Source organism: Streptomyces sp. YIM 121038, assembly GCF_006088715.1.
In the GTDB taxonomy this organism is placed as follows: Bacteria; Actinomycetota; Actinomycetes; order Streptomycetales; family Streptomycetaceae; genus Streptomyces.
In genome coordinates this window covers 6,248,262-6,272,021 of record NZ_CP030771.1, presented here as the reverse complement: position 1 = coordinate 6,272,021, position 23,760 = coordinate 6,248,262, and the positions used below count along the sequence as shown (strand labels likewise).

General features: G+C 72.7%; 19 protein-coding genes. 6 read left to right on the top strand and 13 right to left on the bottom strand.

Annotation, left to right across the window (positions count from 1 at the left end):
* Positions 1-17 precede the first annotated feature (17 nt).
* Both C9F11_RS26990 and C9F11_RS26985 read left to right on the top strand, forming a co-directional pair.
* Entirely contained in the window at positions 18-1,496 is a 1,479-nt protein-coding gene (locus C9F11_RS26990; protein WP_138961680.1) for a zinc-dependent metalloprotease, read from the top strand.
* Positions 1,493-2,023 carry an NUDIX hydrolase gene (locus C9F11_RS26985; RefSeq protein ID WP_138961679.1) on the top strand — a complete coding sequence of 177 codons (531 nt, stop codon included), beginning with the start codon at positions 1,493-1,495 and terminating at the stop codon, positions 2,021-2,023. The genes C9F11_RS26990 and C9F11_RS26985 overlap by 4 nt, the downstream gene beginning before the upstream one ends.
* 102 nt (positions 2,024-2,125) lie before the next feature.
* Here the strand turns inward: C9F11_RS26985 and C9F11_RS26980 are convergent, their stop codons facing one another.
* The 4 genes from C9F11_RS26980 to C9F11_RS26965 form a co-directional block, all read right to left on the bottom strand.
* On the bottom strand, positions 2,126-2,881 hold the full coding sequence (locus tag C9F11_RS26980) for an AIM24 family protein (protein ID WP_138961678.1): 756 nt from the start codon (positions 2,879-2,881) through the stop codon (positions 2,126-2,128).
* A 14-nt stretch (positions 2,882-2,895) separates the two neighbouring features.
* Complete coding sequence (locus C9F11_RS26975; RefSeq protein WP_138961677.1) at positions 2,896-3,579, bottom strand: AIM24 family protein; 684 nt, start codon at positions 3,577-3,579, stop codon at positions 2,896-2,898.
* 11 nt (positions 3,580-3,590) lie between these two features.
* Entirely contained in the window at positions 3,591-5,330 is a 1,740-nt protein-coding gene (locus C9F11_RS26970) for a TerD family protein (protein WP_138961676.1), read from the bottom strand.
* Between the two features lie 141 nt (positions 5,331-5,471).
* The gene (locus tag C9F11_RS26965) at positions 5,472-6,065 is read right to left on the bottom strand and encodes a M48 family metallopeptidase (RefSeq protein WP_138961675.1); all 594 of its coding nucleotides are present in this window, start codon (positions 6,063-6,065) and stop codon (positions 5,472-5,474) included.
* Between the two features lie 312 nt (positions 6,066-6,377).
* Between C9F11_RS26965 and C9F11_RS26960 the strand changes: the two genes are divergently transcribed.
* Positions 6,378-7,523 carry a ThiF family adenylyltransferase gene (locus tag C9F11_RS26960; protein WP_138961674.1) on the top strand — a complete coding sequence of 382 codons (1,146 nt, stop codon included), beginning with the start codon at positions 6,378-6,380 and terminating at the stop codon, positions 7,521-7,523.
* Between the two features lie 33 nt (positions 7,524-7,556).
* Entirely contained in the window at positions 7,557-8,957 is a 1,401-nt protein-coding gene (locus C9F11_RS26955; protein ID WP_138961673.1) for an AarF/ABC1/UbiB kinase family protein, read from the top strand.
* A gap of 67 nt (positions 8,958-9,024) precedes the next feature.
* Here the strand turns inward: C9F11_RS26955 and C9F11_RS26950 are convergent, their stop codons facing one another.
* The 5 genes from C9F11_RS26950 to C9F11_RS26930 all read right to left on the bottom strand — a co-directional run bounded on the left by C9F11_RS26950 (position 9,025) and on the right by C9F11_RS26930 (position 12,905).
* The gene (locus C9F11_RS26950) at positions 9,025-9,216 is read right to left on the bottom strand and encodes a hypothetical protein (RefSeq protein ID WP_138961672.1); all 192 of its coding nucleotides are present in this window, start codon (positions 9,214-9,216) and stop codon (positions 9,025-9,027) included.
* A 132-nt stretch (positions 9,217-9,348) separates the two neighbouring features.
* Positions 9,349-9,672 carry a hypothetical protein gene (locus C9F11_RS26945; RefSeq protein ID WP_138961671.1) on the bottom strand — a complete coding sequence of 108 codons (324 nt, stop codon included), beginning with the start codon at positions 9,670-9,672 and terminating at the stop codon, positions 9,349-9,351.
* Positions 9,669-10,037, bottom strand: a complete 369-nt coding sequence (locus C9F11_RS26940; protein ID WP_030359819.1) for a WhiB family transcriptional regulator — start codon at positions 10,035-10,037, stop codon at positions 9,669-9,671. Before C9F11_RS26940 ends, C9F11_RS26945 begins: the two co-directional genes overlap by 4 nt.
* A gap of 167 nt (positions 10,038-10,204) precedes the next feature.
* Complete coding sequence (locus C9F11_RS26935; protein ID WP_138961670.1) at positions 10,205-10,534, bottom strand: hypothetical protein; 330 nt, start codon at positions 10,532-10,534, stop codon at positions 10,205-10,207.
* A 163-nt stretch (positions 10,535-10,697) separates the two neighbouring features.
* Positions 10,698-12,905, bottom strand: coding sequence for an ATP-dependent DNA helicase UvrD2 (locus C9F11_RS26930; RefSeq protein WP_138961669.1), 2,208 nt, complete (start codon positions 12,903-12,905; stop codon positions 10,698-10,700).
* 358 nt (positions 12,906-13,263) lie between these two features.
* Between C9F11_RS26930 and C9F11_RS26925 the strand changes: the two genes are divergently transcribed.
* Entirely contained in the window at positions 13,264-13,503 is a 240-nt protein-coding gene (locus tag C9F11_RS26925) for a mycoredoxin (RefSeq protein WP_138961668.1), read from the top strand.
* 16 nt (positions 13,504-13,519) lie between these two features.
* Here the strand turns inward: C9F11_RS26925 and nudC are convergent, their stop codons facing one another.
* Genes nudC through C9F11_RS26910 form a run of 3 tightly spaced genes read right to left on the bottom strand, consistent with a single transcriptional unit; the run spans position 13,520 to position 19,631 of the window.
* Positions 13,520-14,467, bottom strand: a complete 948-nt coding sequence (nudC, locus tag C9F11_RS26920) for an NAD(+) diphosphatase (protein ID WP_138961667.1) — start codon at positions 14,465-14,467, stop codon at positions 13,520-13,522.
* 60 nt (positions 14,468-14,527) lie between these two features.
* Positions 14,528-15,949, bottom strand: coding sequence for a dipeptidase (locus tag C9F11_RS26915; protein ID WP_138961666.1), 1,422 nt, complete (start codon positions 15,947-15,949; stop codon positions 14,528-14,530).
* Between the two features lie 10 nt (positions 15,950-15,959).
* Complete coding sequence (locus C9F11_RS26910) at positions 15,960-19,631, bottom strand: UvrD-helicase domain-containing protein (protein ID WP_138961665.1); 3,672 nt, start codon at positions 19,629-19,631, stop codon at positions 15,960-15,962.
* A 272-nt stretch (positions 19,632-19,903) separates the two neighbouring features.
* Between C9F11_RS26910 and C9F11_RS26905 the strand changes: the two genes are divergently transcribed.
* Positions 19,904-20,209 (top strand): hypothetical protein, encoded by a 306-nt coding sequence (locus C9F11_RS26905; protein ID WP_138961664.1) that lies wholly within the window; start codon positions 19,904-19,906, stop codon positions 20,207-20,209.
* Positions 20,210-20,375: 166 nt separating this feature from the next.
* On the opposite strand, the gene C9F11_RS26900 is transcribed toward C9F11_RS26905, so the two are convergent.
* Complete coding sequence (locus C9F11_RS26900) at positions 20,376-23,732, bottom strand: ATP-dependent DNA helicase (RefSeq protein WP_138961663.1); 3,357 nt, start codon at positions 23,730-23,732, stop codon at positions 20,376-20,378.
* Positions 23,733-23,760 lie beyond the last annotated feature (28 nt).

Below are 23,760 nucleotides of genomic sequence, written 5' to 3'. Positions count from 1 at the left end.
ACGAGCCGAGGAAACCCGTGAGTGACACCCCATTCGGATTCGGCCTTCCGCCGGAGGAGCCGGAGGACGGCGACGAGGGCAAGAAGAAGGACACCCCCGGAGGGGGACAGGGTTCCGGTGGCCCCGGGAACCCGTTCGGCTTCGGTGTGCCCGGTCTGGGCGGCCCCGGCGGCGGGGACAACCCGTTCGCCGCGATGTTCGGTTCCATGAACCCCAGCGACCTGGGCGCCGCCTTCCAGCAGCTCGGCCAGATGCTGTCGTACGAGGGCGGTCCCGTGAACTGGGACATGGCCAAGGACATCGCCCGCCAGACCGTCGCCCAGGGCACGGCGGACGGCACCAAGGACGCCAGCGTCGGGCCCGCCGAGCGGACCGCCGTCGAGGAGGCCGTGCGCCTGGCCGACCTCTGGCTGGACGACGCCACCTCCCTGCCGTCCGGCTCCGGCACCGCCGTGGCCTGGAGCCGCGCCGAGTGGGTCGAGGCGACCCTGCCGGCGTGGAAGGAGCTCGTCGACCCCGTCGCCGAGCGCGTCGGCGTGGCCATGGGCGACGTCCTGCCCGAGGAGATGCAGGCCATGGCGGGCCCGCTGATCGGGATGATGCGCTCCATGGGCGGCGCCATGTTCGGCCAGCAGATCGGCCAGGCCGTGGGCGTCCTCGCGGGCGAGGTCGTGGGCTCCACGGACGTCGGCCTGCCCCTCGGCCCGGCGGGCCGCGCGGCCCTCCTGCCGGTGAACGTGACCGCGTTCGGCAAGGACCTCAGCGTCCCCATGGACGAGGTGCGGCTGTATCTGGCCCTGCGCGAGGCCGCCCACCAGCGGCTCTTCGCGCACGTGCCGTGGCTGCGCTCGCACCTGTTCGGCGCCGTCGAGGGCTACGCCCGCGGGATCAAGGTCGACACGAGCAAGCTGGAAGACGTCGTCGGCCAGTTCGACCCGCAGAATCCGGAGCAGCTTCAGGAAGCCCTCCAGCAGGGCATGTTCCAGCCCGAAGACTCCCCCGAGCAGAAGGCCGCCCTGGCCCGCCTGGAGACGGCCCTGGCGCTCGTCGAGGGCTGGGTGGACGCGGTCGTGCACGCGGCGGCCAAGCCGCGCCTGTCGTCGGCCGACGCGCTGCGTGAGACGCTGCGCCGCCGCCGTGCCACCGGCGGGCCCGCCGAGCAGACGTTCGCGACGCTCATCGGCCTGGAGCTGCGCCCGCGCCGTCTGCGGGACGCCTCGCGCCTGTGGGCCTCCCTCACGGACGCGCGCGGCGTCGACGGCCGCGACGGCCTGTGGGCGCACCCGGACATGCTCCCCACGGCGTCCGACCTGGACGACCCGGACGGCTTCGTGCACCGCGAGCAGCTGGACTTCTCCGAGCTGGACAAGATGCTCGGCGAGGCGGCGCACGGCGGCGCTTCTGGCAAGCCGGACCTCACGAAGGGTGACGACTCCGCCGAGGGCGGCTCCCCCGAGGGCGGCTCCCCCGAGGGCAAGGACGACGACGGCAAGTGACTCTGCGCGACGACGCGGTGCTCGTCCTGAAGGCGTACGAGCACCAGGAAGACCTGCGGCAGTACTACTTGGACCATCTGTCCGCCCACCCGGACGACGGCATGTGGAAGGCCTGCACGGACGGCCATGTGACGGCCAGCGCGCTGGTCGTCGACCCGGCCCGCGGGCGCGTGCTGCTCACGCTGCACAAGAAGCTGGGCATGTGGCTCCAGATGGGCGGCCACTGCGAGCCGGACGACCGCACCCTCGCCCAGGCGGCGCTGCGCGAGGCCACCGAGGAGTCCGGCGTCGAGGGCCTGACCCTGCTGCCGGGCGGCCCGGTGCGCCTGGACCGCCACCCGATCCCGGGTCCCTGCACCCAGCACCTGGACGTGCAGTACGCCGCGCTCGCGCCGCCCGGAGCGGTGGCGGCGATCAGCGACGAGTCCCTGGACCTGCGCTGGTTCGCGTACGACGAGGTGGCGGACGTGGCCGACACGTCCGTCGTCCGGCTCGTGGAGGCCACGCGGGAGCGCCTGCCGGTGTGACGGCCTCCTGATAGGCGGCATGGGTAAGGGGCGGTCGCCATGGCGACCGCCCCTTACCGATGGAGGTCCGGACACAGACGGCCGGACACAGACGGGTCGGGCTCAGTTCCAGACGTTGCTCTGGTTCTGCCCCCGGGCGCCCTGCTGGCCCATGCCGAACTGGGCGCGTGCCCCCTGGCCGATCTGGGCGTGCTGCGGCGGCAGCAGCTCGCTGGGCTGGACGAGCGCGTAGCCCTGTCCCATGAAGCTGAGCTCCCAGCCCTCGCCGGTGTTGCCGCGGCGCCGCCACACGCCCGAGGAGTGCGTCTGTGCCTGCATCTGCACCCGCAGCCCGCTGGACCAGGCGACGATCGCGTCCGCGTCGGCGTTGACGTACCGGTCCGGGGTGACCTGGAGCATCAGCGGCTGCCCGGAGGTCATCAGGGCGACCTTGCCGCGCCCGGTGATGTTCAGCTGGTACTTGCCGGAGCCGGAGATCCCGTACTGGCTGTCCACCGCGATCACCTGGTGGGACAGCGAGGAGTCCATGGCGAGGACGTAGGAGCTGTCCACCGTCAGGCCGTCCTGCTCCACGTCCACGACGTGGATGTACTGGGCGAGGTTCGCGAAGTAGACGGTGCCCTGGCCGTGGCAGCGCATCAGGTCCAGGCCCTCACCCGTGTGCGCCCGGGCCCGCCGCTGCCCGCCGGACTGGAACTCGGCGTCGAACTCGATGAGCCCCTGGTAGGCGACCATGGCGCCCTTGCGGGCGAGTACGTCGTCGTGGCCCTCCAGGGCGACGCGCAGCAGCTGCGGGTTCTGGACGGTGTAGCGCTCCTGGGACTGCTGCTCGGAGTGCGCGAAAAGCGAGCTCTGCATGGTGGTGCTCCCCCTCAGCTCCGGATCCGGAGGCGGTCGGTGCTGTCCTCACTGGGCTGTACGACGACGATGCCCTCCCCGGAGAAGCCCATCTGGTAGGCCTCGCCGCTGCCGCGCCCGATGAGGGAACCGGCCTTGAAGCTGCGCTTGCCCTTCACCTTCAGGTTCGGCGACCAGGCGATCAGGGCGTCGGGGTCCACGTACGTCTCGTCCTCACCGCGGCCGCAGTCGACGACGATGGGCGTGCCGCGCGAGGTCAGCGCCACCCAGCCCTGCCCGGAGACCTTGATGTTCCACAGGCCCTGGCCCGCGAACTTGGCGAGTCCCTTGACCCGCTCGACGCCCCACTGGAGGCTCGCGTCGAAAGCGAGGAGGTTGGTGCCGTTCACCGAGAGCGAGTCGCCCGCCAGGTTGATGACGACGACGTCCGCCCCGTAGTCGGCGAGGTACAGCAGGCCGTCTCCGGAGCACTTCATCAGGGGCGCGCCCTCGCCGGTGATCCAGTCGCGGGCGATCTGGCGGACGGCGGGCGGGTTCGGCTCGTACTGCACGAACCCTTCGTAGGCGACCATCGATCCCACGCGCGCGAAGAGGTCGTTTCCGGTCTGCATGGCCACCTTCAGCATGTGGTGGCCGTGGTTCTCCATGCGGGCGGCCACCGGGGCCGGGGCGAAGCCCGCGAGCTGGTACTGGTTCATGACGGGCTCCCTCAGACCTCGTACGGCTGGACGACGATGAAGTTGCCGGGCGCGCCGCGGAACTGGAGGTTCACGCTCTCCCCCGTGGCGCCCGCGGAGGCGTTCGCCCGCAGCCTGACCTGGCTGGAAACGATCGCCTGCGCGGCGGCCGACCAGGCGACGACGGCGTGGCAGTCGGCGAAGGTGGTCGGGGTCACCGGCAGCACGACGGGCATGCCGTGCGTCTTCACGACGACGGTGCCGCTCCCCTGGAACTGCATGACGAACAGCGCGCCCCCGGGGATGCCGTGCCCCTCGATGCGGCGCACCTCGTGCTGGAGGGACTCGTCGAAGGCGAGGACGTTCTCCGCGGAGACGCAGATGGCGTCCCCCTGGAGCTCGATGGGGTGCAGATGGGTGCCCTCTTCGGCGAGGAAGACCTGGCCGCGGCCCGTACAGCGCATCAGCTGCATCTCCTGGCCGGTGGCGTTGCCCACGACGCGGCCCGCGAAGCCCGCGCCCTTGTAGCTGAACTCGACCTTGCCCTGGTAGAGCACCATGCTGCCCTGCCGGGCGAGCACGGGCTGGCCGCCGACGTTCAGGTCGATGCGGACCAGCTTCTCGTTCTGCTGCGTCCAGCGCTGGCCCGTGCCCGCCTCGCGGTACTTCTGCAGCGCGGCAGCCACACCGGCGCCCTGCGGGGCCGCTCCCGGGACACCCTGCGCGAAGGGCGGCGGGGCCTGGCCGGGCACCGGCGCCGGAGGCTGCTGACCGTAACCGGGCGATGGAGGCGCGGCGGGCTGGCCGTATCCCGGAGGCGGGGGTGCGGAGGGCTGGCCGTAGCCGGGCGGCAGGGGCGCCGAGGGCTGCTGACCGTAACCGGGCGGCTGGCCGTACGGCGCCGGGGCCTGGGGCGGCAGGGGGGCCGGGGGCGGCACCGGGGCGCCCGGCTGGCCCAGCGGGGCGACGATGGTCTGCGCGGAGTGCACGGACGGGGCGGGCGGGACGGGCGCGGACGCGACCGGGGCGGGCGGGGCCGGGGCGGGCGGGGCCGGGGCGGGCGGGGGCGTCACGTTCGCCGGGGGCGGGGTGTGCGGGACGGGCGCCGGGGCGGGCACGGGGGCCGGAGCCGCCGGGGCGGGGGCCGCCGGAGCCGCGAAGGCGGGCGGCGGCGTGGCGCCGCCGGGCGGTGCGAAACCGGGCACCTGGGCCTGGGCCTGCGGCTCGGGCGCCGCGGGCTCTTCCTCGGCGACCTCGCCGCCGAAGTTACGCAGCAGCGCGTCCAGGCCGCCGTCGAAGCCCTGCCCGATCGCGGCGAAGCGCCACACGTCCTTCAGATAGAAGTCGCCGAGCATCAGCGCCCGCTCGGTGGAGAACTCCGAGCCGTCGAAGGCGTACCGGGCCACCTCTTCGCCGCCCGCGACGATCCGGATGTAACCGGAGGCGAGCTGGGACATCTGCCCGGCGCCGTCGATCGCAGCAGTGAACGACAGCTTCTGGATCTGCGGCGGGATCCGGTCGAGGGTGACGCGGAAGGACTCGTTGTCACCGGCCTGCGCGCCCAGGAGCTGCAGCGACTCCTCCGGGGACTTCGGCTGGTTGAAGAAGATGAAGTAGCGGTCGTCGGACAGCCGCTCGTCCGCGTCGAGGCCGAAGCAGCTGATGTCGAAGGTCAGCCCGGGGGCAGCGAGGTGCACACCGACGTACAGGTCGGTCCCTGCGGTGAGGTCACTGATCTTGGCCTTATGGCCGCGTTGGAATTCCCTGGGCATACGTAACGACCGTCCCCCATCCCGATGGTGAATGCGTCGCGCCAGGCTAACCGCAAAGTCCGACAACGGACGAAGCCGGTACAGACCCGGTACACAACCACCGCGGGGTGCCCCGGCCGCCCTGCCGCGCCGAGGCCCCGGTCACTCCTCCCGGGCGGCGGGCAGGTGCGGCAGCCGGTCCGCGGCCGCCACTCCTTCGAGATAGCCGCGGGCGCGCTCCGTGCGCGGATAGGCCTCCAGGAGCTGCCAGAAACGCGGCCCGTGCCCCGGGACCAGCAAATGCGCGAGCTCGTGGACCAGGACGTAGTCGACCACGTACTCGGGCATGCCCTGCAACCGGTGCGACAGGCGGATGCTGCCCTCCGAGGGCGTGCACGAGCCCCACCGGGTGTTCTGATTCGTCACCCAGCGCACGGACGTGGGACGCGCCCTGCCGTCGAAGAACTGCTCCGAGAGCCGCCGCGCCCGCTCGGCGAGCTCACTGTCCCCGAGGACCCGCTTGCTCTCCTGCGCGGCCAGTTTGTCTAGCATGACGGTCACCCAACGCTGCTCCTCCGCCTCGGACATCCGGGCGGGGATGAGGACGACCGTGCGGTCCCCCTCGCGGTACGCCGAGACCGTTCTGCGTCGGCGGGCGCTCCGTCGCACCTCGACCGCGGTCGCCGCCGAGCCGGACGACGGCGGGCTGGTCGCGCTGCGCTGTGGACTTCCGCGGTGCAGTGGGTCGGCGGGCACGCCTTGACGTTACCCGTTCGGCAAGCGGGAAGTCCCGCCTCCGGGACGGTTCGGTATCGATCCCCTCCCCGTGCGCTCGATTAGCTCGATTAGTACGACAAACACTCGCCGCCTGTGGACAACCCCGAGCACACCCCAGCCCGGCCGGGCATGCTGACCGTCGAACGGCAACGTCTCGCCTCGCGACACGTACACCCAGCACGACGCGACGCGGCACGACGCGGCACTGCACGCCGCACACCGCACAACAACATCCAGACACTCGACGACACCACACGGCATGACTCGGCTCGGCATGACACGGGGGAACGCATGCATCCGATCCTCAAGCCCGCGCTACGACGCGGCTGGCGCGATCTCAACACCGTCCAGTTCGGGGTGACGCCCGCCCACGCCCGCGTACTCGGCCCCGTGGACACCGCGACAGGCAGCTTCCTCACACTCCTCGACGGCACCCGAGGCCTGCCCCTGCTGCGCGCGGAAGCCAGGAGAATGGGCCTGCCGGACGGACACGTGGACGCGCTGCTCCAGCGCCTGGACCACGCCGGGCTGCTCGACGACGCGACGGGCGGCGGCCCTGCGGCCGAGGCCCTGCGCGCCCGCCCGGACACCATGGACCGGCTGCGCCCGGACCTGGCCACCCTGTCGGCCGTCACCCCCCGCCCCCACGACGCCATCCGCAAACTGGCCGCCCGCCGTGCCACCCGCGTGCGTGTGCAGGGCACCGGCCGCGTGGGCGCGGTCGTGGCGTCGGTCCTGTCCGGCGCGGGGGTCGGCCAGGTGGACGTGCGGGACGGAGGGTGCGTCGAACCCTGGGACATCGCTCCCGGCGGGCTCCCCGCCGACTCCATCGGCCAGCGCAGGGACGCAGCGGCACGACGGGCCGCGCGCCGAGCCGCGCCGAGCCGCCCGCCACGGCACCCCGAGGACAGAGCCGACGGCGAGCACCCTCTGTCCCTGGTCCTGCTCACCCCGCGCGACGGCCTCGACGCCTACGCCCCGGCCCCGTCCGGAGCAGAGCCGCTGCTCGCCGCCGGAACGCCGCACCTGTACGCGGGCGTGATCGAGGGCACGGGCGTGGTCGGCCCCCTGGTGCTGCCGGGTGTGAGCGCCTGCGCGAGCTGCCTCGCCCTGACCGAGACGGACCGCGACCCCGCCTGGCCGCGCATGCTGGCACAGTGGCACTCGGGACACCGGCGCCAGGTGCCCGCCTGCGACCTGGCCCTGTCCACCACCGTGGCCGGCCTCGCAGCGGCACACGCACTGGCCTTCCTGGACGGCGCGGCACCCTCCCTCACGGGAGTCCGCTGGCTGACGGCGGCACCGCGCTACGCCTGGCGCGCCCAGCGCGTACCGGCGCACGCTACTTGCCCGTGTGGGGCGAGTGAGCGCGTTAAGAGGGAGGACACCGCCGTGGATCGAGAGCCACACGGGACAATGACCGGTGTCACCGCCTGAGAGGGCGCGGCTGTCTGGGACTTGGAGGGGCGCATGTCTGATCTTCCCCGGAAGGCGGTTACCCGTACCGCCAAACTGGCCGCGCTGCCGCTCGGCTTCGCGGGCCGCGCGACCTGGGGGCTCGGCAAGAGAATCGGCGGCAAGTCGGCGGAACTCGTGGGCCGTGAGCTGCAACAACGCACGGCGGAGCAGCTGTTCAAGGTGCTCGGTGAGCTGAAGGGCGGGGCGATGAAGTTCGGGCAGGCCATGTCCGTCTTCGAATCGGCCCTGCCGGAGGAGGTCGCCGGTCCCTACCGCGCGGCCCTGACGAAACTTCAGGAAGCCGCACCGCCCATGCCGACCCGCACCGTGCACACCGTGCTCGCGGAGCGGCTCGGCGAGGACTGGCGGGAGCTGTTCCTCGAGTTCGAGGACAAGCCCGCCGCGGCCGCCTCGATCGGCCAGGTGCACCGAGCCGTATGGGCGGACGGGCGCGACGTCGCGGTGAAGGTCCAGTACCCGGGAGCGGGCGAAGCCCTGCTCTCGGACCTGAACCAACTGGGCCGCTTCGCCCGGGTCCTTGGCCCGCTGATCCCTGGCATGGACATCAAGCCCCTCATCGCGGAGCTGCGCGACCGCGTCTCCGAGGAGCTGGACTACGGCCTGGAGGCGCAGGCCCAGCGCGCCCACGCCGAGGAGTTCGCGGACGACCCTGACGTGATCGTGCCCGACGTGGTCCACCAGAGCGAGCAGGTCCTGGTGACGGAGTGGATCGACGGCGTGCCGCTGGCCGACGTGATCACCGACGGCTCGCAGGAGGAGCGGGACCGTGCGGGCCAGCTCCTCGCCCGCTTCCTGTTCTCAGGACCGGCCCGCACCGGCCTGCTGCACGCCGATCCACACCCCGGGAACTTCCGTCTGCTGCCGGGCGAGAAGGGCGAATGGCGTCTCGGCGTCCTGGACTTCGGCACGGTGGACCGACTGCCCGGCGGACTGCCCCCGACGATCGGCCGCTCCCTGCGGATGACGGTCGAGGGCCAGGCCGACGCGGTCTACGAGATGCTGTGCGAAGAAGGCTTCGTCAAGGACTCCGTCGACCTGGAGCCCGAAGCGGTCCTCGACTATCTGCTGCCGATCATCGAACCCGCCCTCGCGGACGAGTTCACCTTCACACGCGGCTGGATGCGCAGCCAGGCGACACGTGTGGCCGACCCCCGCTCCCCCGCCCACCAGTTGGGCAAACGGCTGAACCTCCCGCCGTCGTACCTGCTGATACACCGCGTGACGCTCAGCACCATCGGCGTCCTGTGCCAGCTGGGCGCGACCGTACGCATGCGGGACGAGCTGGAGGAGTGGGTCCCCGGATTCCTGCCGGACGACGAACCGGCGGAGCCGGAGGAGCAGCACGACCCGAGCGACGGCCAGGAGCTGGACGACGCGGCGGCCGAGGCATGACCTGACGCGGGGGTGGGGGTGGGGAGGGGGCGGGGGGGGGAGGGGAAGCCCCCCCGCGAGGCGTCGGTCACCACCAGGCCGAGTCGAGTCTCCCCTCAATGGCCCGGATGTTGTCCCGCGCACAGATGTCGCAGAAGTAGTGGCGGACGCCGTTCTCCACGGAGCAGGTCCAGGTGGGGGGCCGGCCGTCGGCGACCGTGCCGCAGCGGGAGCACACGAGGTTCTCGGTGTCCGCAGGTTGAGAAGGCTGCTGGTCCACTCGGTGACCTTATCGCCGTCGCCGGGTGATCGGCGGGCACAACGCACCGCGGGGGCCGGTCCGTTCGGACCGGCCCCCGCTGGGTTCGCCGGGAAGCTCGCCGGAGCTTCCGGTTGCCGTGTGGCGGCGGATCTACTGCATGACCGCCATGGCGAGCGCGCGGCGGGCGCGCAGCGAGGCGCGCTCGGCGCGGCGCTGCATGCGGCGGGCCGCGATCAGGCGGACGGCCGGGCGTTGCTGCTCGGCCTCACGCAGTCGCTCGTGCATATGCGCACGGGCCATGGCTTCTGGGATGAGTTGCATTTCTCGGGTCCTGTTCTGGCGCGAGCCGGTCGCGCCGGTGGGGGTGAAGTCTGGGGTCGCGGAGCCGGTGGGCTCACTCGCGGGTGCCTTCATCGGGGCCTGCTTCTTCGGGTCGTGCGTCAGGGGGCGATCGATCGTTCCGGCGGTACTCATGCCACTACCGGGTTCTTCCGCGGACGGCCACGCGGGCGCTTGCGGGCTACGACGACGCCCTGGACGAACAGCTCACCGCCCCAGACACCCCACGGCTCACGCCGCTCCTTGGCGCCGGCGAGGCAGGCCTCCATCAGCGGGCAGGTGCGGCAGAGCGACTTGGCGTACTCGACGTCGGCCGGGGACTCCGCGAAGAAGACCTCGGGGTCGTAGGCGCGGCAGGGGACGGGTACGCCGAGGTTCTCGATGGCGTCGTCGAGCGCGGTGAGCGCTGTGAGGGGAGTCAAGGTCGGGTCCTCCGTGGGTGCGGGCGGGGGGAGCGTGTCTGAAGGCGGTACGGACGGGGCGTGCGCTTCGAGTTGCACGGGGTGTTCTTCCTCGTCTGGTCGTTCCGGCCGGGGTCGGCCGGTTTGCGGCTGGTACCGGGTCTTGCTGTGGCCCCTTCGGTCTGTCTCCCTGTTTCGGGGAAAACAGAAGGGCCGCGGATCCCGGGTGGGGTTCCGCGGCCCTGAAGGCGCCGGTCTGATCGAGATCAGACTGGATCACTCCAGGGTTCGAGCCCACGGAAGGCCCACATCGTGTGGTGCTGCGTCGTCTGCTTCCGGAATCCGGCACCGGCCGCCGCGAAGGCATAGGCCTGCGCCTGTGCCGCCGCTACTGCTGCTTCCGGTGCCTGGGTCGGTCGCTCATTGCCTTCACGGATCTGGAGACCCATGGCAGGCAGGGAGGCACCCGGACGAGCGGCGGCATTGCCGACGGACAGACCGGTGCTCTGGTGCGAGAAGCCGAGCAGGCAGGAGGCGACGACCGAGCGATCGGTCATTTTGGCGGTGCTGATGAAGCTCTCGTTGATGCTGATCACTGGATTCGCCTCCTCTCGGCGTCTAGGGGATCGGCCGGGGCCGATCCTTCGGACTGACAAGTACAGCATGGAACCGGGGCTCCGGAGAAGCCCGCCGTTTCCGTGTTAAGAACCTATGGGGATTGCTGGCGCATGCGCAAACTATTTTTTCGACGAGTTTGAATCAGTTGGCCTCGCCGCCGTCGGTAACCTCCTGACCTGCACAAATGGCCAGGACGTCGGCGCCGTAGGTGCGTACCTTGCGCTGGCCGACGCCGGGGATGCGGGCGAGCTCGCCCTCCTCCTCGGGCACGGACTCGGCGATGGCGATCAAGGTTTTGTCCGTGAAGAGGCAGAACGGGGGCTGTCCGATGCGTCGCGCGTGCCCCGCGCGCCACTCCCACAGGCGCTCGTAGAGCCCTTCGTCCATGTCGGACGGGCAGTCCTCGCACCGCATGAGTTTCATCTCACCGGCGTCGGTGAGGGTGCGGCCGCAGACGCGGCAGCGGGCCGGGGTGCGGCTGGTGCGGCGGCGGGCTCTGGGGCCGCCGGGTTCGGTGCCGCCGCCGGTGCCGCGCTCGATGCCTCCCGTGCCGCCCGCCGCGCGTGCCCCGGCGGTCGCTCCCGAGCCGGGGCGCAGTCCGTCGAGGAACCGGGTGGCCCTGCGGTTGGGGCGCCCGCCCGGGGAGCGGGACACCGCCCAGGACAGATAGAGGTGGGCTCGGGCGCGGGTCACGCCGACGTAGAGGAGGCGGCGCTCCTCCTCGACCTGTTCGTCGGTCTTGGCGTAGGTGATCGGCATCATGCCTTCGGCGAGGCCGACCAGGAAGACGGCGTCCCACTCCAGGCCCTTGGCGGCGTGCAGGGAGGCGAGGGTGACGCCTTCGACGGTGGGGGCGTGCTGGGCGGCGGCGCGCTCGTCCAGCTCGGCCACGAGGTCGGCGAGGGTCGCGGCGGGGTTGGCGCGGGCGAAGTCCTCGGCGAGGCGCACGAGGGCGGCCAGGGACTCCCAGCGGTCGCGGACGGCGCCGGAGCCCGCGGGGGGCTCGGTGGTCCAGCCCTTGGTGGAGAGGACGGCGCGGACCTGGGAGGGCAGGTCGACGACGTCGTCGAGGAGGGCGTCGTTGCCGCCGAAGCGGGCGGCGCCGCGGAGGGCCGCGCCGGCCTCGCGCACCTCGGTGCGTTCGAAGAAGCGCTCGGCGCCGCGGAGCTGGTAGGGGATGCCTGCGTCGGCGAGGGCCTGTTCGTAGATCTCCGACTGGGAGTTCGTGCGGAACAGGATCGCGATCTCGCTGGCGGGGAGGCCGTCGGTCATGAGGGCGCGGATGCGGCGGGCGGCGCCTTCGGCTTCGGCGGGTTCGTCCGCGTACTCCGTGTAGACGGGGTCCGCGGCGGGTTCGCGCTGGGAGACCAGTTCCAGGCGGTGGTCGGCGGCGCGGCCGTGGGCCTGGGCGAGCAGGCCGTTGGCGAGGCGGACGACCTGGGGGGTGGAGCGGTAGTCCCGGACGAGTTTGACGACGGTCGCGCCGGGGTGGCGGGTGCGGAAGTCGAGGAGGTGGTCGGGGGTGGCGCCGGTGAAGGAGTAGATGGTCTGGCTGGCGTCGCCGACGACGCAGAGGCTGTCGCGCTCGCCGAGCCACAGCTCCAGGAGGCGCTGCTGGAGCGGGCTGACGTCCTGGTACTCGTCGACGACGAAGTGCTGGTACTGGGAGCGGACCTGTTCGGCGATGTCGTGGCGGTCCTGGAGGATGCCGACGGCCAGGAGCAGGACGTCTTCGAAGTCGATGACGGAGCGGTCTCGCTTGAGGTCTTCGTAGGCCGCGTAGAGCTGGGAGATCTCGGCGGGGTCGCGGGGGGTCTCGCGGCCAGCTCTGGCGGCCGCGGCGGCGTAGTCCGCGGGGACGGTCTGGGTGACCTTGGACCATTCGATCTCGCCGGTGGCGTCCCGCAGTTCGTTGCGGTCGAGGCGGATGCGGCAGGCGGTCGCGGCGTCGGCGACGAGTTGGATCTTGCGTTCCACGAGTCGGGGCAGGGAGCCGCCGACGGCCTTGGGCCAGAAGTACTGGAGCTGGCGCAGGGCCGCGGAGTGGAAGGTGCGGGCCTGGACGCCTTGGGCGCCGAGCTGGCGCAGTCGGCCGCGCATCTCGCCGGCGGCGCGGTTGGTGAAGGTGACGGCGAGCACGCTGGCGGGCTGGAGGATGCCCGCGCGCACTCCGTACGCGATGCGGTGGGTGATGGCGCGGGTCTTGCCCGTGCCCGCGCCCGCGAGCACGCAGACCGGCCCGTGCAGGGCCGTGGCGACCTCGCGCTGCTCGGGGTCGAGCCCGTCGAGCACCGCGTCGGCCGAGTCCGGGACCCGCGGGAAGAGGGTGGAGTGCGTTGCTGCTGTCACCCTTCAATGCTGCCAGTTCCTGTGGGGCGCGTGAGCGGGGTTATCCACAGGGTGGTGGTCGCAGTCGTATTAATCCCGGGGTGTGTCCGGGTGTGGCTGGTCCGGGGCAGGGCTTGGTGCCGGTCGGTCCCGGGGGCGTCTCCTGGTGTCGAGTGTGAGCTCTGGCGGGTGAGACGCGGGTGTGGGCTGGGGCGGGAGGGGCGTGAGTGCAGGCTCTGCCGGGAGGGGCCTGGGCGCGGGCTCTGCCGGGAGGGGCGTGGGTGTGGGAATGGCGGCGGGGTCGCGTACGTTCGACTGGGTGCGACGACGCACCCCGAAGTGCGATGACGCACCCCGAGCCGTGAAGGAGCGCGAAGACATGCCGGGCACCGTGACGATGTACAGCACCACCTGGTGCGGCTACTGCCGCAGGCTGAAGGGCCAGATGGACCGCGAGGGCATCGCGTACACCGAGGTCAACATCGAGCAGGACCCGGAGTCCGCCGCGTTCGTCGAGAAGGCGAACGGTGGGAACCAGACGGTTCCCACCGTTCTCTTCCCGGACGGCTCGACGCTGACGAACCCCTCGCTGGCGCAGGTGAAGCAGAAGCTCGCCTAGGTCCCCGGGGGCCGGGTCAGGCCGCCGCGCCGGGCCGCGGCAGGGACTCGCCGTACCAGAGTTCGATCAGGCGGGCCGCGATCGAGATGCCGTAGGGAGGCAGGACCTCCCCGGACTCGAACGCGGCCCGCAGGTCGTCGCGGGAGAACCAGCGGGCCTCGTGGATCTCCTCGCCGTCGACGTTGATCTCCGACGAGGTGGCCTGGGCCATGAAGCCGAGCATGAGGCTGGACGGGAACGGCCAGGGCTGGCTGGCGACGTACTCGACGTCTCCTACGGTGACGCCCGCTTCTTCCCAGACCTCGCGGCGGACGGACTGCTCGATGGACTCGCCGGGCTCCACGAAGCCCGCGAGCGTGGAGAAGCGGCCTTCGGGCCAGTGGACCTGGCGGCCGAGGAGGGCGCGGTCCTTGTCGTCCGTCACGAGCATGATCACGGCGGGGTCGGTGCGCGGGTAGTGCTCGGCGCCGCAGGCCTGGCAGCGGCGGATGTGGCCGGCGGCCGCGATGACGGTGCGCTCGCCGCAGCGCGAGCAGAAGCGGTGCATGCGCTGCCAGTTCTCCAGGGCGACGGCGTGCACCATCAGGCCGGCGTCGCGGGGCGACAGGAGCAGGCCCGCCTCGCGCAGTCCGGCGGCGCGTGCGGAGGCGTCCATGCGGCCGGGCAGGGAGTCCTTCTGGAGGGCGAAGTAGCTCACGCCGTCGTCGTCGGTGCCCAGGAAGTAGCGGTGGGCTTCGGTGAGGGGCGCTTCGAAGCTGGGGGTCATCACCAGTTCGGTGCGGCCGTCGGGGGTCTCGTCGATGAGGACCTGGCCGCCGGAGACCACGAAGACGCGTGTCGAGGGGTGGCTCCACGCGGCGGCGAGCCAGGCCTCGTCGAGGCGGTGGTGGGCCGCGCGGTCGATGCCGCTCGGCGCGGTGAGCGAGACGGGGCGGTCTGCGGCGCGGTCGGTCCAGGTGGTCACTGGTGCTTCCAACTCCCCCGGTGGAATGGGTGGTTCAGCGAGCAGGTGTCTTCGGTGTGCTCAGTGTGCATCGCGCCAGTGCTCCGCGAGGTCGCCCCAGAGGTAGGCGGTGGTCTCGACGCCCTTGAGGAGCAGGTCGAGCTCGACCTTCTCGTTCGGCGCGTGCCAGCCGTCCGAGGGAATGGAGATGCCGAGGAAGAGCACGGGCGCCCCGAGGACGTCCTGGAGGTCGGCTGCCGGTCCTGAGCCGCCTTCGCGCGTGAAGAGGATCTCCTGCTCGAAGGCGCTGCCCATGGCGCGGGCCACGGACTGCAGGGCGGGGTGGTCGAGCGGGGTCAGGCAGGGGCGGGTCGCGGCGCCGAAGGTGATGGTGTGGCGGATGCCTGCGGGCAGCTGGTCGGCGACCCAGGTGCGGACGGCTTCTTCCACGTGGTCGGGGTCCTGGCCCGCGACCAGGCGGAAGGAGAGCTTCAGCAGGGCGCTCGACGGGATGATCGTCTTGCCGCCCGCGCCCTGGTAGCCGCCTCCGATGCCGTTGACCTCGGCGGTCGGGCGGGCCCAGACGCGCTCCAGGGTGGTGTGTCCCGCCTCTCCGTGGGGGGCGTGCGACTTGGCGGTGCGCAGCCACTCGGCCTCGTCGAAGGGCAGTGCGGCGAAGAGCTGCCGTTCGCGGTCGGTGAGCTCGATGATGCCGTCGTAGAAGCCCGGTACGGCCACGCGCGCGTGCTCGTCGTGCAGGGCGGCGACGAGGCGGGCGGCGGCGGTGGCCGGGTTGGGTACGGCACCGCCGAAGGAGCCGGAGTGGATGTCCTGGTCGGGGCCGTACAGCTCGATCTCGCAGTCGGCGAGGCCGCGCATGCCGGTGCAGACGGTCGGGGTGTCCTTGGACCACATGCCGGTGTCGGAGACGACGACGGCGTCGGCGGCCAGGCGGTCGCGGTGGCGCTCGATCAGGTCGCGGAAGTGGGCGGAGCCGGACTCCTCCTCGCCCTCGACGATCAGCTTGAGGTTCACGGCGGGGGCGGTGCGGCCGGTGACGGCGAGGTGGGCGCGCACGCCGAGGGTGTGGAAGAAGACCTGGCCCTTGTCGTCGGCGGCGCCGCGCGCGTAGAGGCGGTTGTCGCGGATGACGGGCTCGAAGGGGTCGGTGTCCCAGCCGTCCTCGCGGGCGGCGGGCTGTACGTCGTGGTGGCCGTAGACGAGGACGGTGGGTGCCTGCGGGTCTCCGGAGGGCCATTCGGCGAAGACGGCCGGGGCGCCGGCTGTCTCCCAGACCTCGGCGGTCGGGAAGCCGGTGTCCTTCAGCCGGGCGGCCAGCCAGTCGGCGCTGCGGCGCACGTCGTCGGCGTGCTCGGGCTGCGCCGACACGGACGGGATGCGCAGCCACTCGGCGAGGTCGTCGAGGAAGGCGGCACGGTGGTCGTCGACGTACTCGCGTACGGCGCTGACGACGCTGTCAGCTTGGTCGGCGGACTTACTCATGGTCACGAGCCTATCGGCCCGCGGGAGCGGTCCTGTCCGGTGGCCGGTCGGCCTCGGGGCCGCCGCCCTCGCCGGTGGCCTCGCGGTCGGCCCGGCCCTCGTTCTCGTGCTCGTTCCCGCCCTCCTTCTCGCCCTCGCCGAGCAGGAGCCGTTCCAGCTCGGCCCGGCCGGGCAGGTGTCGGGGGCGTACGACGTCGCCGCTGCGGACGTACAGGAACGCGGCGGTCACCGACTCCAGGGGGACGCCGTACTGCTCGGCCCAGGCCAGGCGGTACACGGCGAGCTGGAGCGGGTCGGCGTCCTGGGTGCGGCTGGTCTTCCAGTCGAGGATCTCGTACGTGGCGTCGTCGCCGTCGCCCTGTTTGTAGACGGCGTCGACGCGGCCGCGGATGAGGCGGCCGCCGAGGGTCAGCTGGACGGGGGCTTCGGCGCGGTAGGGCGTGCGGTGGGCGTACTCGGTGCGCTCGAAGGCCTCCTTGAGGGCCTCCAGGTCGCGTTCGTCGGCGATGTCGGCCTCTCCGGGGGCGCCGCCGGGCAGTTCGTCCGGGCCGAGCATGGGCAGGCGCAGCTCTTCGAAGCGGGCCTCCACCCAGGCGTGGAAGCGGGTGCCCCGCCGGGTCGCGGGCTGGGGGGGCCGGGGCATGGGCCGCGCGAGCTCCTGGGCGAGGCCGTCGGGGTCGGCGGCCAGGCGCAGCACCTGGGAGGCGGTGAGCGAGGCGGGCAGGGGCACGTCGCACACGCCTTCGCGGGCGCGCAGGAGCTCGTCGGCGAGGGCGTCCAGGTCGCGGTCCCAGGAGGCGAGTGTGCGCAGCTCTTCCGGGGTGAGGGGCTGCTCGGGTCCGGTGGCGTGCGGCTCGCGTGCGTGCGGGATGACGGGGGCCGGGGCCGGGGCCGGGGGCTGAGGGCGGTCGCTGGTCCAGGAGTCCCAGGCGGAGGGGTCCTCGGCCTCGGGCGGGGGGCTGCCGTCGTCGTAGGGGGTCTCGCCAGAGCCGTTGCCTTCGTAGGGCTCGCCGTTGTCTTCGTAGGGCTCGCCCTCGCCTTCGTGGGGCGCGCCGTTCTCTGCGGGGAACACGTCCTCTTCGTGGAGCTCGTCGTCCTCCGGGGGCGGCGGCCATTCCGGGTCCGCCGCCGGGTGGGGCTCCTGGTGGTCTCGGGCCGTGCCCGTCCTGAGGCGGTCCAGGTGGGCCTGGACGGTGTCCGCGGCGGCGCGGCGGCGGGTCAGGGAGGCGGGGTCGAGGGGGAGCGGCCAGGCGTGGTCGGCGGCGGCCTCGCGCAGGGCGGGGTTCTCCTCGCCGTCCTGCGGCTCGTCGGCCCAGGCTTCGATCTCGCCGTGTCCGGCGGCGCAGTGGTCGTGGAGCGCCGTCAGGAAGTCGGACGGGCCGCGCGGCTTCTTCTGGGTGGGGCCCCACCAGTGGCCGGAGCCGAGGAGGAGGCTGCGGGGGCGGGTGAACGTCACGTAGCCGAGGCGGAGCTCCTCGGTGTGCTGGTGCTCCTTCATGGCGGTGTGGAAGGCCTTGAGGCCCTTGGCGTCCCAGGTGTCGACGTCGGGCAGGGTGTCGGCGTCGCCGCGCAGGGCGTGCGGGACGACCTTGGCCTGCGCGGTCCACTTCTCGCGGCCCTGGGCGCTCGGGAAGGTGCCGGTGACGAGGCCGGGGACGGCGACGACGTCCCACTCCAGGCCCTTGGACTTGTGGGCGGTGAGGACCTTGACGGTGTTCTCGCCGCCGGGCAGGGCGTTGTCGAGGCCCTTCTCGTACTGCGCGGCGGTGCGCAGGAAGCCGAGGAAGGCGAGCAGGGAGGCCGCGGGGTCGTGGGCGGCGAAGGACGCGGCGACGTCCAGGAAGTTGGACAGGGTCTCGCGGCGGCGGGCGGCCAGGGCGTGCGGGGACGCGGACAGCTCGACTTCCAGGCCGGTGACGGCGAGGACGCGGTGCAGGACGTCCATCAGCGGGTCGGCGAGGGAGCGGCGCAGGTCGCGCAGTTCGGCGGCGAGGTGGGCGAACCGGACGCGCGCTTCCGCGGAGAAGGGCAGGCCGTCGTCTTCGGAGGTGCCGATCGGCGACTCCAGGAAGGTGTCGAGCGCGTCCGCGAGCGATATCACCTCGGAGGGGTCGACGCCTTCCACGGCCTGGGCGAGGCGGCGGTCGGCGGCTTCGGGGTCGTCGGGTCCGCCGGGCGCCGGGTGGCCGTGGCGGACGAGGAGGCGGGCGCGGCGGCCGAGGAGGGCGAGGTCGCGGGCGCCGACGCGCCAGCGGGGGCCGGTGAGGAGCCGGACCAGGGAGGCGTTGGCGCCGGGGTCCTGGAGGACCTCGCAGACCGCGACGAGGTCGGCGACTTCGGGGAGGTGCAGCAGTCCGGAGAGGCCGACGACCTCGACGGGTACGTCGCGGGCGACGAGGGCGCCCTGGATGTCGGCGAAGTCGGTGGCCGTGCGGCACAGGACGGCGATCTCGCCGGGGGCGGTGCCGGTGCGGACGAGGTGGGCGAGGGAGTCGGCGATCCAGTCGATCTCTTCGGCGTGGGTGCGCAGGAGCGCGCACCGGACGGTGCCGTCGCGCTCGGCGCCGGGGGCGGGCCGCAGGGCCTCCACGCCCGCGTGGCGGGCGCGCAGCGGGGCGGCGAGGCCGTTGGCGAGGTCGAGGAGGCGGCCGCCGCTGCGGCGGTTCTCGCTCAGCGCGTGGCGGGTGGCGGGGCGGCCGTCGGCGTGGGCGAAGTGGTGCGGGAAGTCGTCGAGGTTGGCGACGGAGGCGCCGCGCCAGCCGTAGATGGCCTGGCAGGGGTCGCCGACCGCGGTGACGGGGTGGCCGGTGCCGCCGCCGAACAGGCCCGCGAGGAGGATGCGCTGGGCCACGGACGTGTCCTGGTACTCGTCGAGCAGGACGACGCGGAACTCCTCGCGCAGGATCGCGCCGACGTCCGCGCGGGTGCGGGCGAGCGTCGCGGAGTGGGCGATCTGGTCGCCGAAGTCGAGCAGGTCGCGGGCGCGCTTGGCGTCGCGGTAGCGCTCGACGAGGCCGGTGAGCTCGGTGCGGGCGGCCGCCGCTTCGGGGACCTTGCGGAGGTCGCCGTTGGTGAGCTTGGCGCCTGCCAGGGTGCGCAGCAGCTCGGTGTCGTACGCGCGGAGCCGGGTGGGGTCCACGAGGTGCTCGGAGAGCTCGCCGTCGAGGGCCAGGAGGTCGCTGACGAGGTCCGGGAAGGAGCGGGTGAGGGCCGGGTACGGGCCGGGGGCCTCGCGCAGCACGCGCGCGGCGAGCTGGAAGCGGGTGGCGTCGGCGAGGAGCCGGGAGGTGGGTTCCAGACCGATGCGCAGGCCGTGGTCGGTCAGCAGGCGTCCGGCGAAGGCGTGGTACGTGGAGATGACCGGTTCGCCCGGGGCGTCGTCGGGGTCGGCCGGGTCCGGGTCGGTGACGCCCGCCTTGACGAGGGCCTGGCGGACGCGGTCGGCGAGCTCGCCCGCCGCCTTGTTGGTGAACGTCAGGCCGAGGACCTGCTCGGGGGCGACCTGGCCGGTGCCGACCAGCCACACCACGCGCGCGGCCATCACCGTCGTCTTGCCCGACCCGGCTCCGGCCACGATGACCTGCGGGGCGGGCGGCGCGGTAATGCAGGCCGTCTGCTCCGGGGTGAACGGGATGCCGAGGAGCTCTTTGAGCTCGTCGGGGTCGGTGAGGCGGGAGGGCACGTCGGAAAGGCTAGCGGCGGCCGCTGACAACTGGGGCCAGCGATCAGTGGCTGAGGCTGCCAGCCCGGACTTGAGCGCCATAGGTCAGGTCGAGGGCATCCAACTCCATATGGCCCCGCGACATCCTGGTGCCGAATGCAGGGCAAGCAGGCAAGGGAATCAGGCCAGGCCTCCCCTTTACCACTTTGATCTTGCATCCGAATGCATGATCTACTTTCAGCTCGGCCCAGTGCCAGGAATCGTTAACCAATCGATCACCAGCAAGGAGAAGTGTGAAATCACGCAAGGCGAAGCGAATCCTTGTGGCAGTGAGCATGCTCGCGGGTGCGGCGGCGGTTATGCCGATCGCGACGGCGGCGCCAGCTGCGGCTTCAGCTTATGACTGCACGTACTACCTGAAGCAGAAGGGCTACACAGTTGGCTCGAAAGTGAAGGCAATTTGCGACGGCGCGTACAAGCACCAGGATTCGCTAAGCCAAGTGGCAAGTCAGGCAGCATGCAAGGGCGTGCTGTACAACTTGGGAGTCAAGACAAACCACGCCGACCGCGCTTGCAGGCTGGCAGCCAACTTGCCGTAGCAGGAGGGTTCCGTACGGCTATCCGAGTGCCTTGAAGGATCTGGCCCTCCAGGGCACTTGGCTGCGTCAAGGCCCAACGCAACTCTTGGCAGAGCCTAACAGCGATGCCCTGGTGCAGCCGTTCCAAGCACATTAGAGGCATGAGTCCGCAGTATGGCAGCCGGGTTCACTCCACGACCTGGCGGCCCTCCGGGAGGGCGCTGCAGGAGGTGCGGAAGGCGCAGTGGGTGCAGTGCTGGCCCGTTGCGGGGGTGAAGCGTTCGTCGAGGACCTTGCCCGCGGCGGTGGCGAGGAGGTCGCCGACCCAGTCGCCGTCGTCGCCGCTCTCCAGGGGCTGCTGCGACTGGACCTTCGGCAGGGTGTCGCCGCCGTCCTTCTTGGCGGCGCCCTGGCGCAGGTGCACCAGCTCCGCGCCGCCCGCCTCGGGGCGGGTGCCGCCGAAGGCGTCGTCGGCCGCGCCTTCGCGCAGCGCGAGCTGGTAGACGGCCAGCTGGGGGTGGCGGGCGACGTCGGCGGCGCTGGGGGCCTGTTTGCCGGTCTTGAAGTCCACTACGTAGGCGCGGCCGTCCGCGTCGCGTTCGACGCGGTCCATGGAGCCGCGCACGCGTACTTCGTAGGGGCCCGCTTCCAGGGTCACGTCGAAGCCGTGCTCGCTGGCTACGGGGGTGCGGCCCGCGTGGGCGCCGCTGATGTGCCACTGGAGGAACCGTTCGAGCGCTACGCGCGCGTGCTCCTTCTCCTGGTCGGACTTCCAGGGGGCGTCGAAGGCGAGGGCGTCCCACACCGATTCGAGGCGTTCCATGAGGACGTCGAGGTCGGCGGGCGTGTGTCCGGAGGCGACCTCGTCGGCCAGGACGTGGACGACGTTGCCGAAGCCCTGGGCGGCGGTCGCGGGCGCGTCCGCCTTCACCTCGCGGCCCAGGAACCACTGCAGGGCGCAGGTGTTGGCGAGCTGGTCCAGGGCGCTGCCGGAGAGGGTGACCGGCTTGTCGCGGTCCCGTAGGGGTGCCGTGCCGGCCGTGGGCTCGTGCATGCCCCACCAGCGGGAGGGGTGCGCGGAGGGCACGAGGGGGCGGCCGTCGGTGTCGGAGAGCCCGGCGAGGCGGGCCAGGCGGTGGGCCGCGGCCTCGCGCAGGGCGTCCGACGCGTGCGGGTCGACGGTCGTGGCGCGCAACTCCGCGACCAGGGCGGAGACCGACAGGGGGCGGCGCGGGCGGCCCGTGACGTCCTTGGGTTCGACGCCGAGTTCGGTGAGGAAGCGGGACGGCTGGTCGCCGTCGTCGGCGGGCGCCTTGACGGCGGTGACGACCAGGCGTTCACGCGCGCGGGTGGCGGCGACGTAGAACAGGCGGCGCTCTTCGGAGAGCAGCGCTCCGGGGGTGAGGGGTTCGGCGATGCCGTCGCGCCCGATGCGGTCGGCCTCCAGGAGGGAGCCGCGGCGGCGCAGGTCGGGCCAGAGCCCCTCCTGGACGCCCGCGACGACGACGAGCCGCCACTGCAGGCCCTTGGAGCGGTGTGCCGTCATGAGGCGTACGGCGTCGGGGCGCACGGCGCGGCGGGTGAGCGTGTCGGCGGCGATGTCCTGGGCCTCGATCTCCTCCAGGAAGTTCAGGGCGCCCCGGCCGCCGGTGCGCTCCTCGGCGCGGGCCGCGGTGGCGAACAGGGCGCACACCGCGTCGAGGTCGCGGTCGGCGTTGCGGCCCGCCGCGCCGCCGCGCCGGGCGGCGCGCTCCAGGCGGCGCGGCCAGGGGGTGCCGTCCCACAGCTCCCACAGCGCCTGCTCGGCGGTGCCGCCGCCCGCGAGGCACGCGCGGGCCCGGCCGATGAGCTCGCCGAGGCGCTGGGCGCCCTTCGCGTACGAGGGGTCGTGCGCGACGAGCCGCTCCGGTTCGGCGAGGGCGCGGGCGAGCAGTTCGTCGGAGGGCGGCGGCAGGTGGTTGCCCGCGGCGCGCTCCTCCTCGCGCAGGGCGCGGCCGAGGCGGCGCAGGTCGGCGGCGTCCATGCCCGCGAGCGGCGAGGTGAGCAGGGCGAGGGCGGTCTCGGTGCCGAGCCAGGCGGGGGTGACCTGGGGGGCGGCCGGGCCGTCGTCCCCGGCGGCCCCTGGGCGCGCCTGGCCCTCGGCCTCCGCCGTGGCCACCGCCCGCAAGGCCGTCAGGAGCGCCGTCACGGCCGGTTCGTGGCGCAGGGGGATGTCGTCGCCGTCTATGTCCAGGGGGACGCCCGCGGCGGTGAGGGCGCGGCGGAAGGAGGGCAGGGTGCGGGCGCCCGCGCGCACGAGTACGGCCATCTCGCTCCAGGGGACGCCGTCCTCCAGGTGCGCGCGGCGCAGGACGTCCGCGATGTTGTCGATCTCCGTACCGGCCGTGGGGAAGGTGAGGACGTCCACGCGCCCGCCGTCCCTGACGGCGGCGAGGTCGCGGTGGGCGCGCACCTTCTCGGCGGGCAGCCGGGTCAGCGGCATGCGCCGGGCGAGGAGCCGGGTGGCCGCGAGGAGTCCGGCGCCGGAGCGGCGGGACGTCGTCAGGACCTCGACCGGTGCCGGGGTGCCGTCCGCGCGCGGGAAGTCGGACGGGAACCGGAGGATGCCGTTCACGTCGGCGCCCCGGAAGGTGTAGATCGACTGGTCGGGGTCTCCGAAGGCGACGAGGTCGCGGCCGCCGTCGGCGAGGGCGTGCAGGAGGCGCACCTGGGAGGGGTCGGTGTCCTGGTACTCGTCCACGAACACGGCGTCGTACTGCGCGACGAGGGCCCGCGCCACCTCGGGCCGGTGGGCGAGCAGCACCGCGCGGTGCACCAGTTCGGCGTAGTCGAGCACTCCTTGGAGGTCGAGGACGTCGAGGTACTCGGCGAGGAACGCGGCCGCGGCGCGCCAGTCGGGGCGTCCGCTGCGGCGGGCGAAGGCGTCGAGGGCGTCGGGGCCGAGGCCCAGCTCGCGGCTGCGGGCGAGGACGGCGCGGACCTCGTCGGCGAAGCCGCGCGTGGTCAGACAGGCGCGCAGTTCGTCGGGCCAGCGGACCCGGGCGAGGCCTTCCTCGCCGAGGCCGAGCTGCCCGGCGAGGAGCTCGCGGACGGCGACGTCCTGCTCGGGTCCGGAGAGCAGGCGCAGCGGTTCGACGAACAGGTCGGCGTCCTGGTGGGCGCGGACCAGGGCGTAGCAGAAGGAGTGGAAGGTGGTGGCCTGCGGGGCGTCGGCGGCGCCTATCCGGTGGGCCATGCGGTCGCGCAGCTCCACCGCGGCCTTGCGGCTGAAGGTGAGTACCAGGACGCGCTCGGGGTCGGTGCCCTTGGCCACGCGGGCGGCGACCGACTCGACCAGGGTCGTGGTCTTGCCGGTGCCCGGACCTGCGAGAACGAGCAGCGGACCGCCGTCGTGGTCAACCACGGCGCGCTGGCGTGCGTCCAGTTCAGGGGGGTCCGCGGCGACCGGCGGGGTACGCACCAGTCGGTAGGCGCCCGTGGCCCCCTGCCGTACCTGCTGGTACGAGGGGTGCCGCGCGTGCCGTGCGGAGGAAGTGGAGCTCACGTGGGTCGCCGGTCCTGGTGGGTGTTCT

What these genes read in the sequence shown, in the direction of transcription:
- C9F11_RS26955 (WP_138961673.1), top strand. Translation starts at nt 7,557, where the DNA reads ATGTCTGATCTTCCCCGGAAGGCGGTTACCCGTACCGCCAAACTGGCC.
- C9F11_RS26980 (WP_138961678.1), bottom strand. Translation starts at nt 2,881, where the DNA reads ATGCAGAGCTCGCTTTTCGCGCACTCCGAGCAGCAGTCCCAGGAGCGC.
- C9F11_RS26945 (WP_138961671.1), bottom strand. Translation starts at nt 9,672, where the DNA reads ATGAGTACCGCCGGAACGATCGATCGCCCCCTGACGCACGACCCGAAG.
- C9F11_RS26925 (WP_138961668.1), top strand. Translation starts at nt 13,264, where the DNA reads ATGCCGGGCACCGTGACGATGTACAGCACCACCTGGTGCGGCTACTGC.
- C9F11_RS26975 (WP_138961677.1), bottom strand. Translation starts at nt 3,579, where the DNA reads ATGAACCAGTACCAGCTCGCGGGCTTCGCCCCGGCCCCGGTGGCCGCC.
- C9F11_RS26915 (WP_138961666.1), bottom strand. Translation starts at nt 15,949, where the DNA reads ATGAGTAAGTCCGCCGACCAAGCTGACAGCGTCGTCAGCGCCGTACGC.
- C9F11_RS26970 (WP_138961676.1), bottom strand. Translation starts at nt 5,330, where the DNA reads ATGCCCAGGGAATTCCAACGCGGCCATAAGGCCAAGATCAGTGACCTC.
- C9F11_RS26960 (WP_138961674.1), top strand. Translation starts at nt 6,378, where the DNA reads ATGCATCCGATCCTCAAGCCCGCGCTACGACGCGGCTGGCGCGATCTC.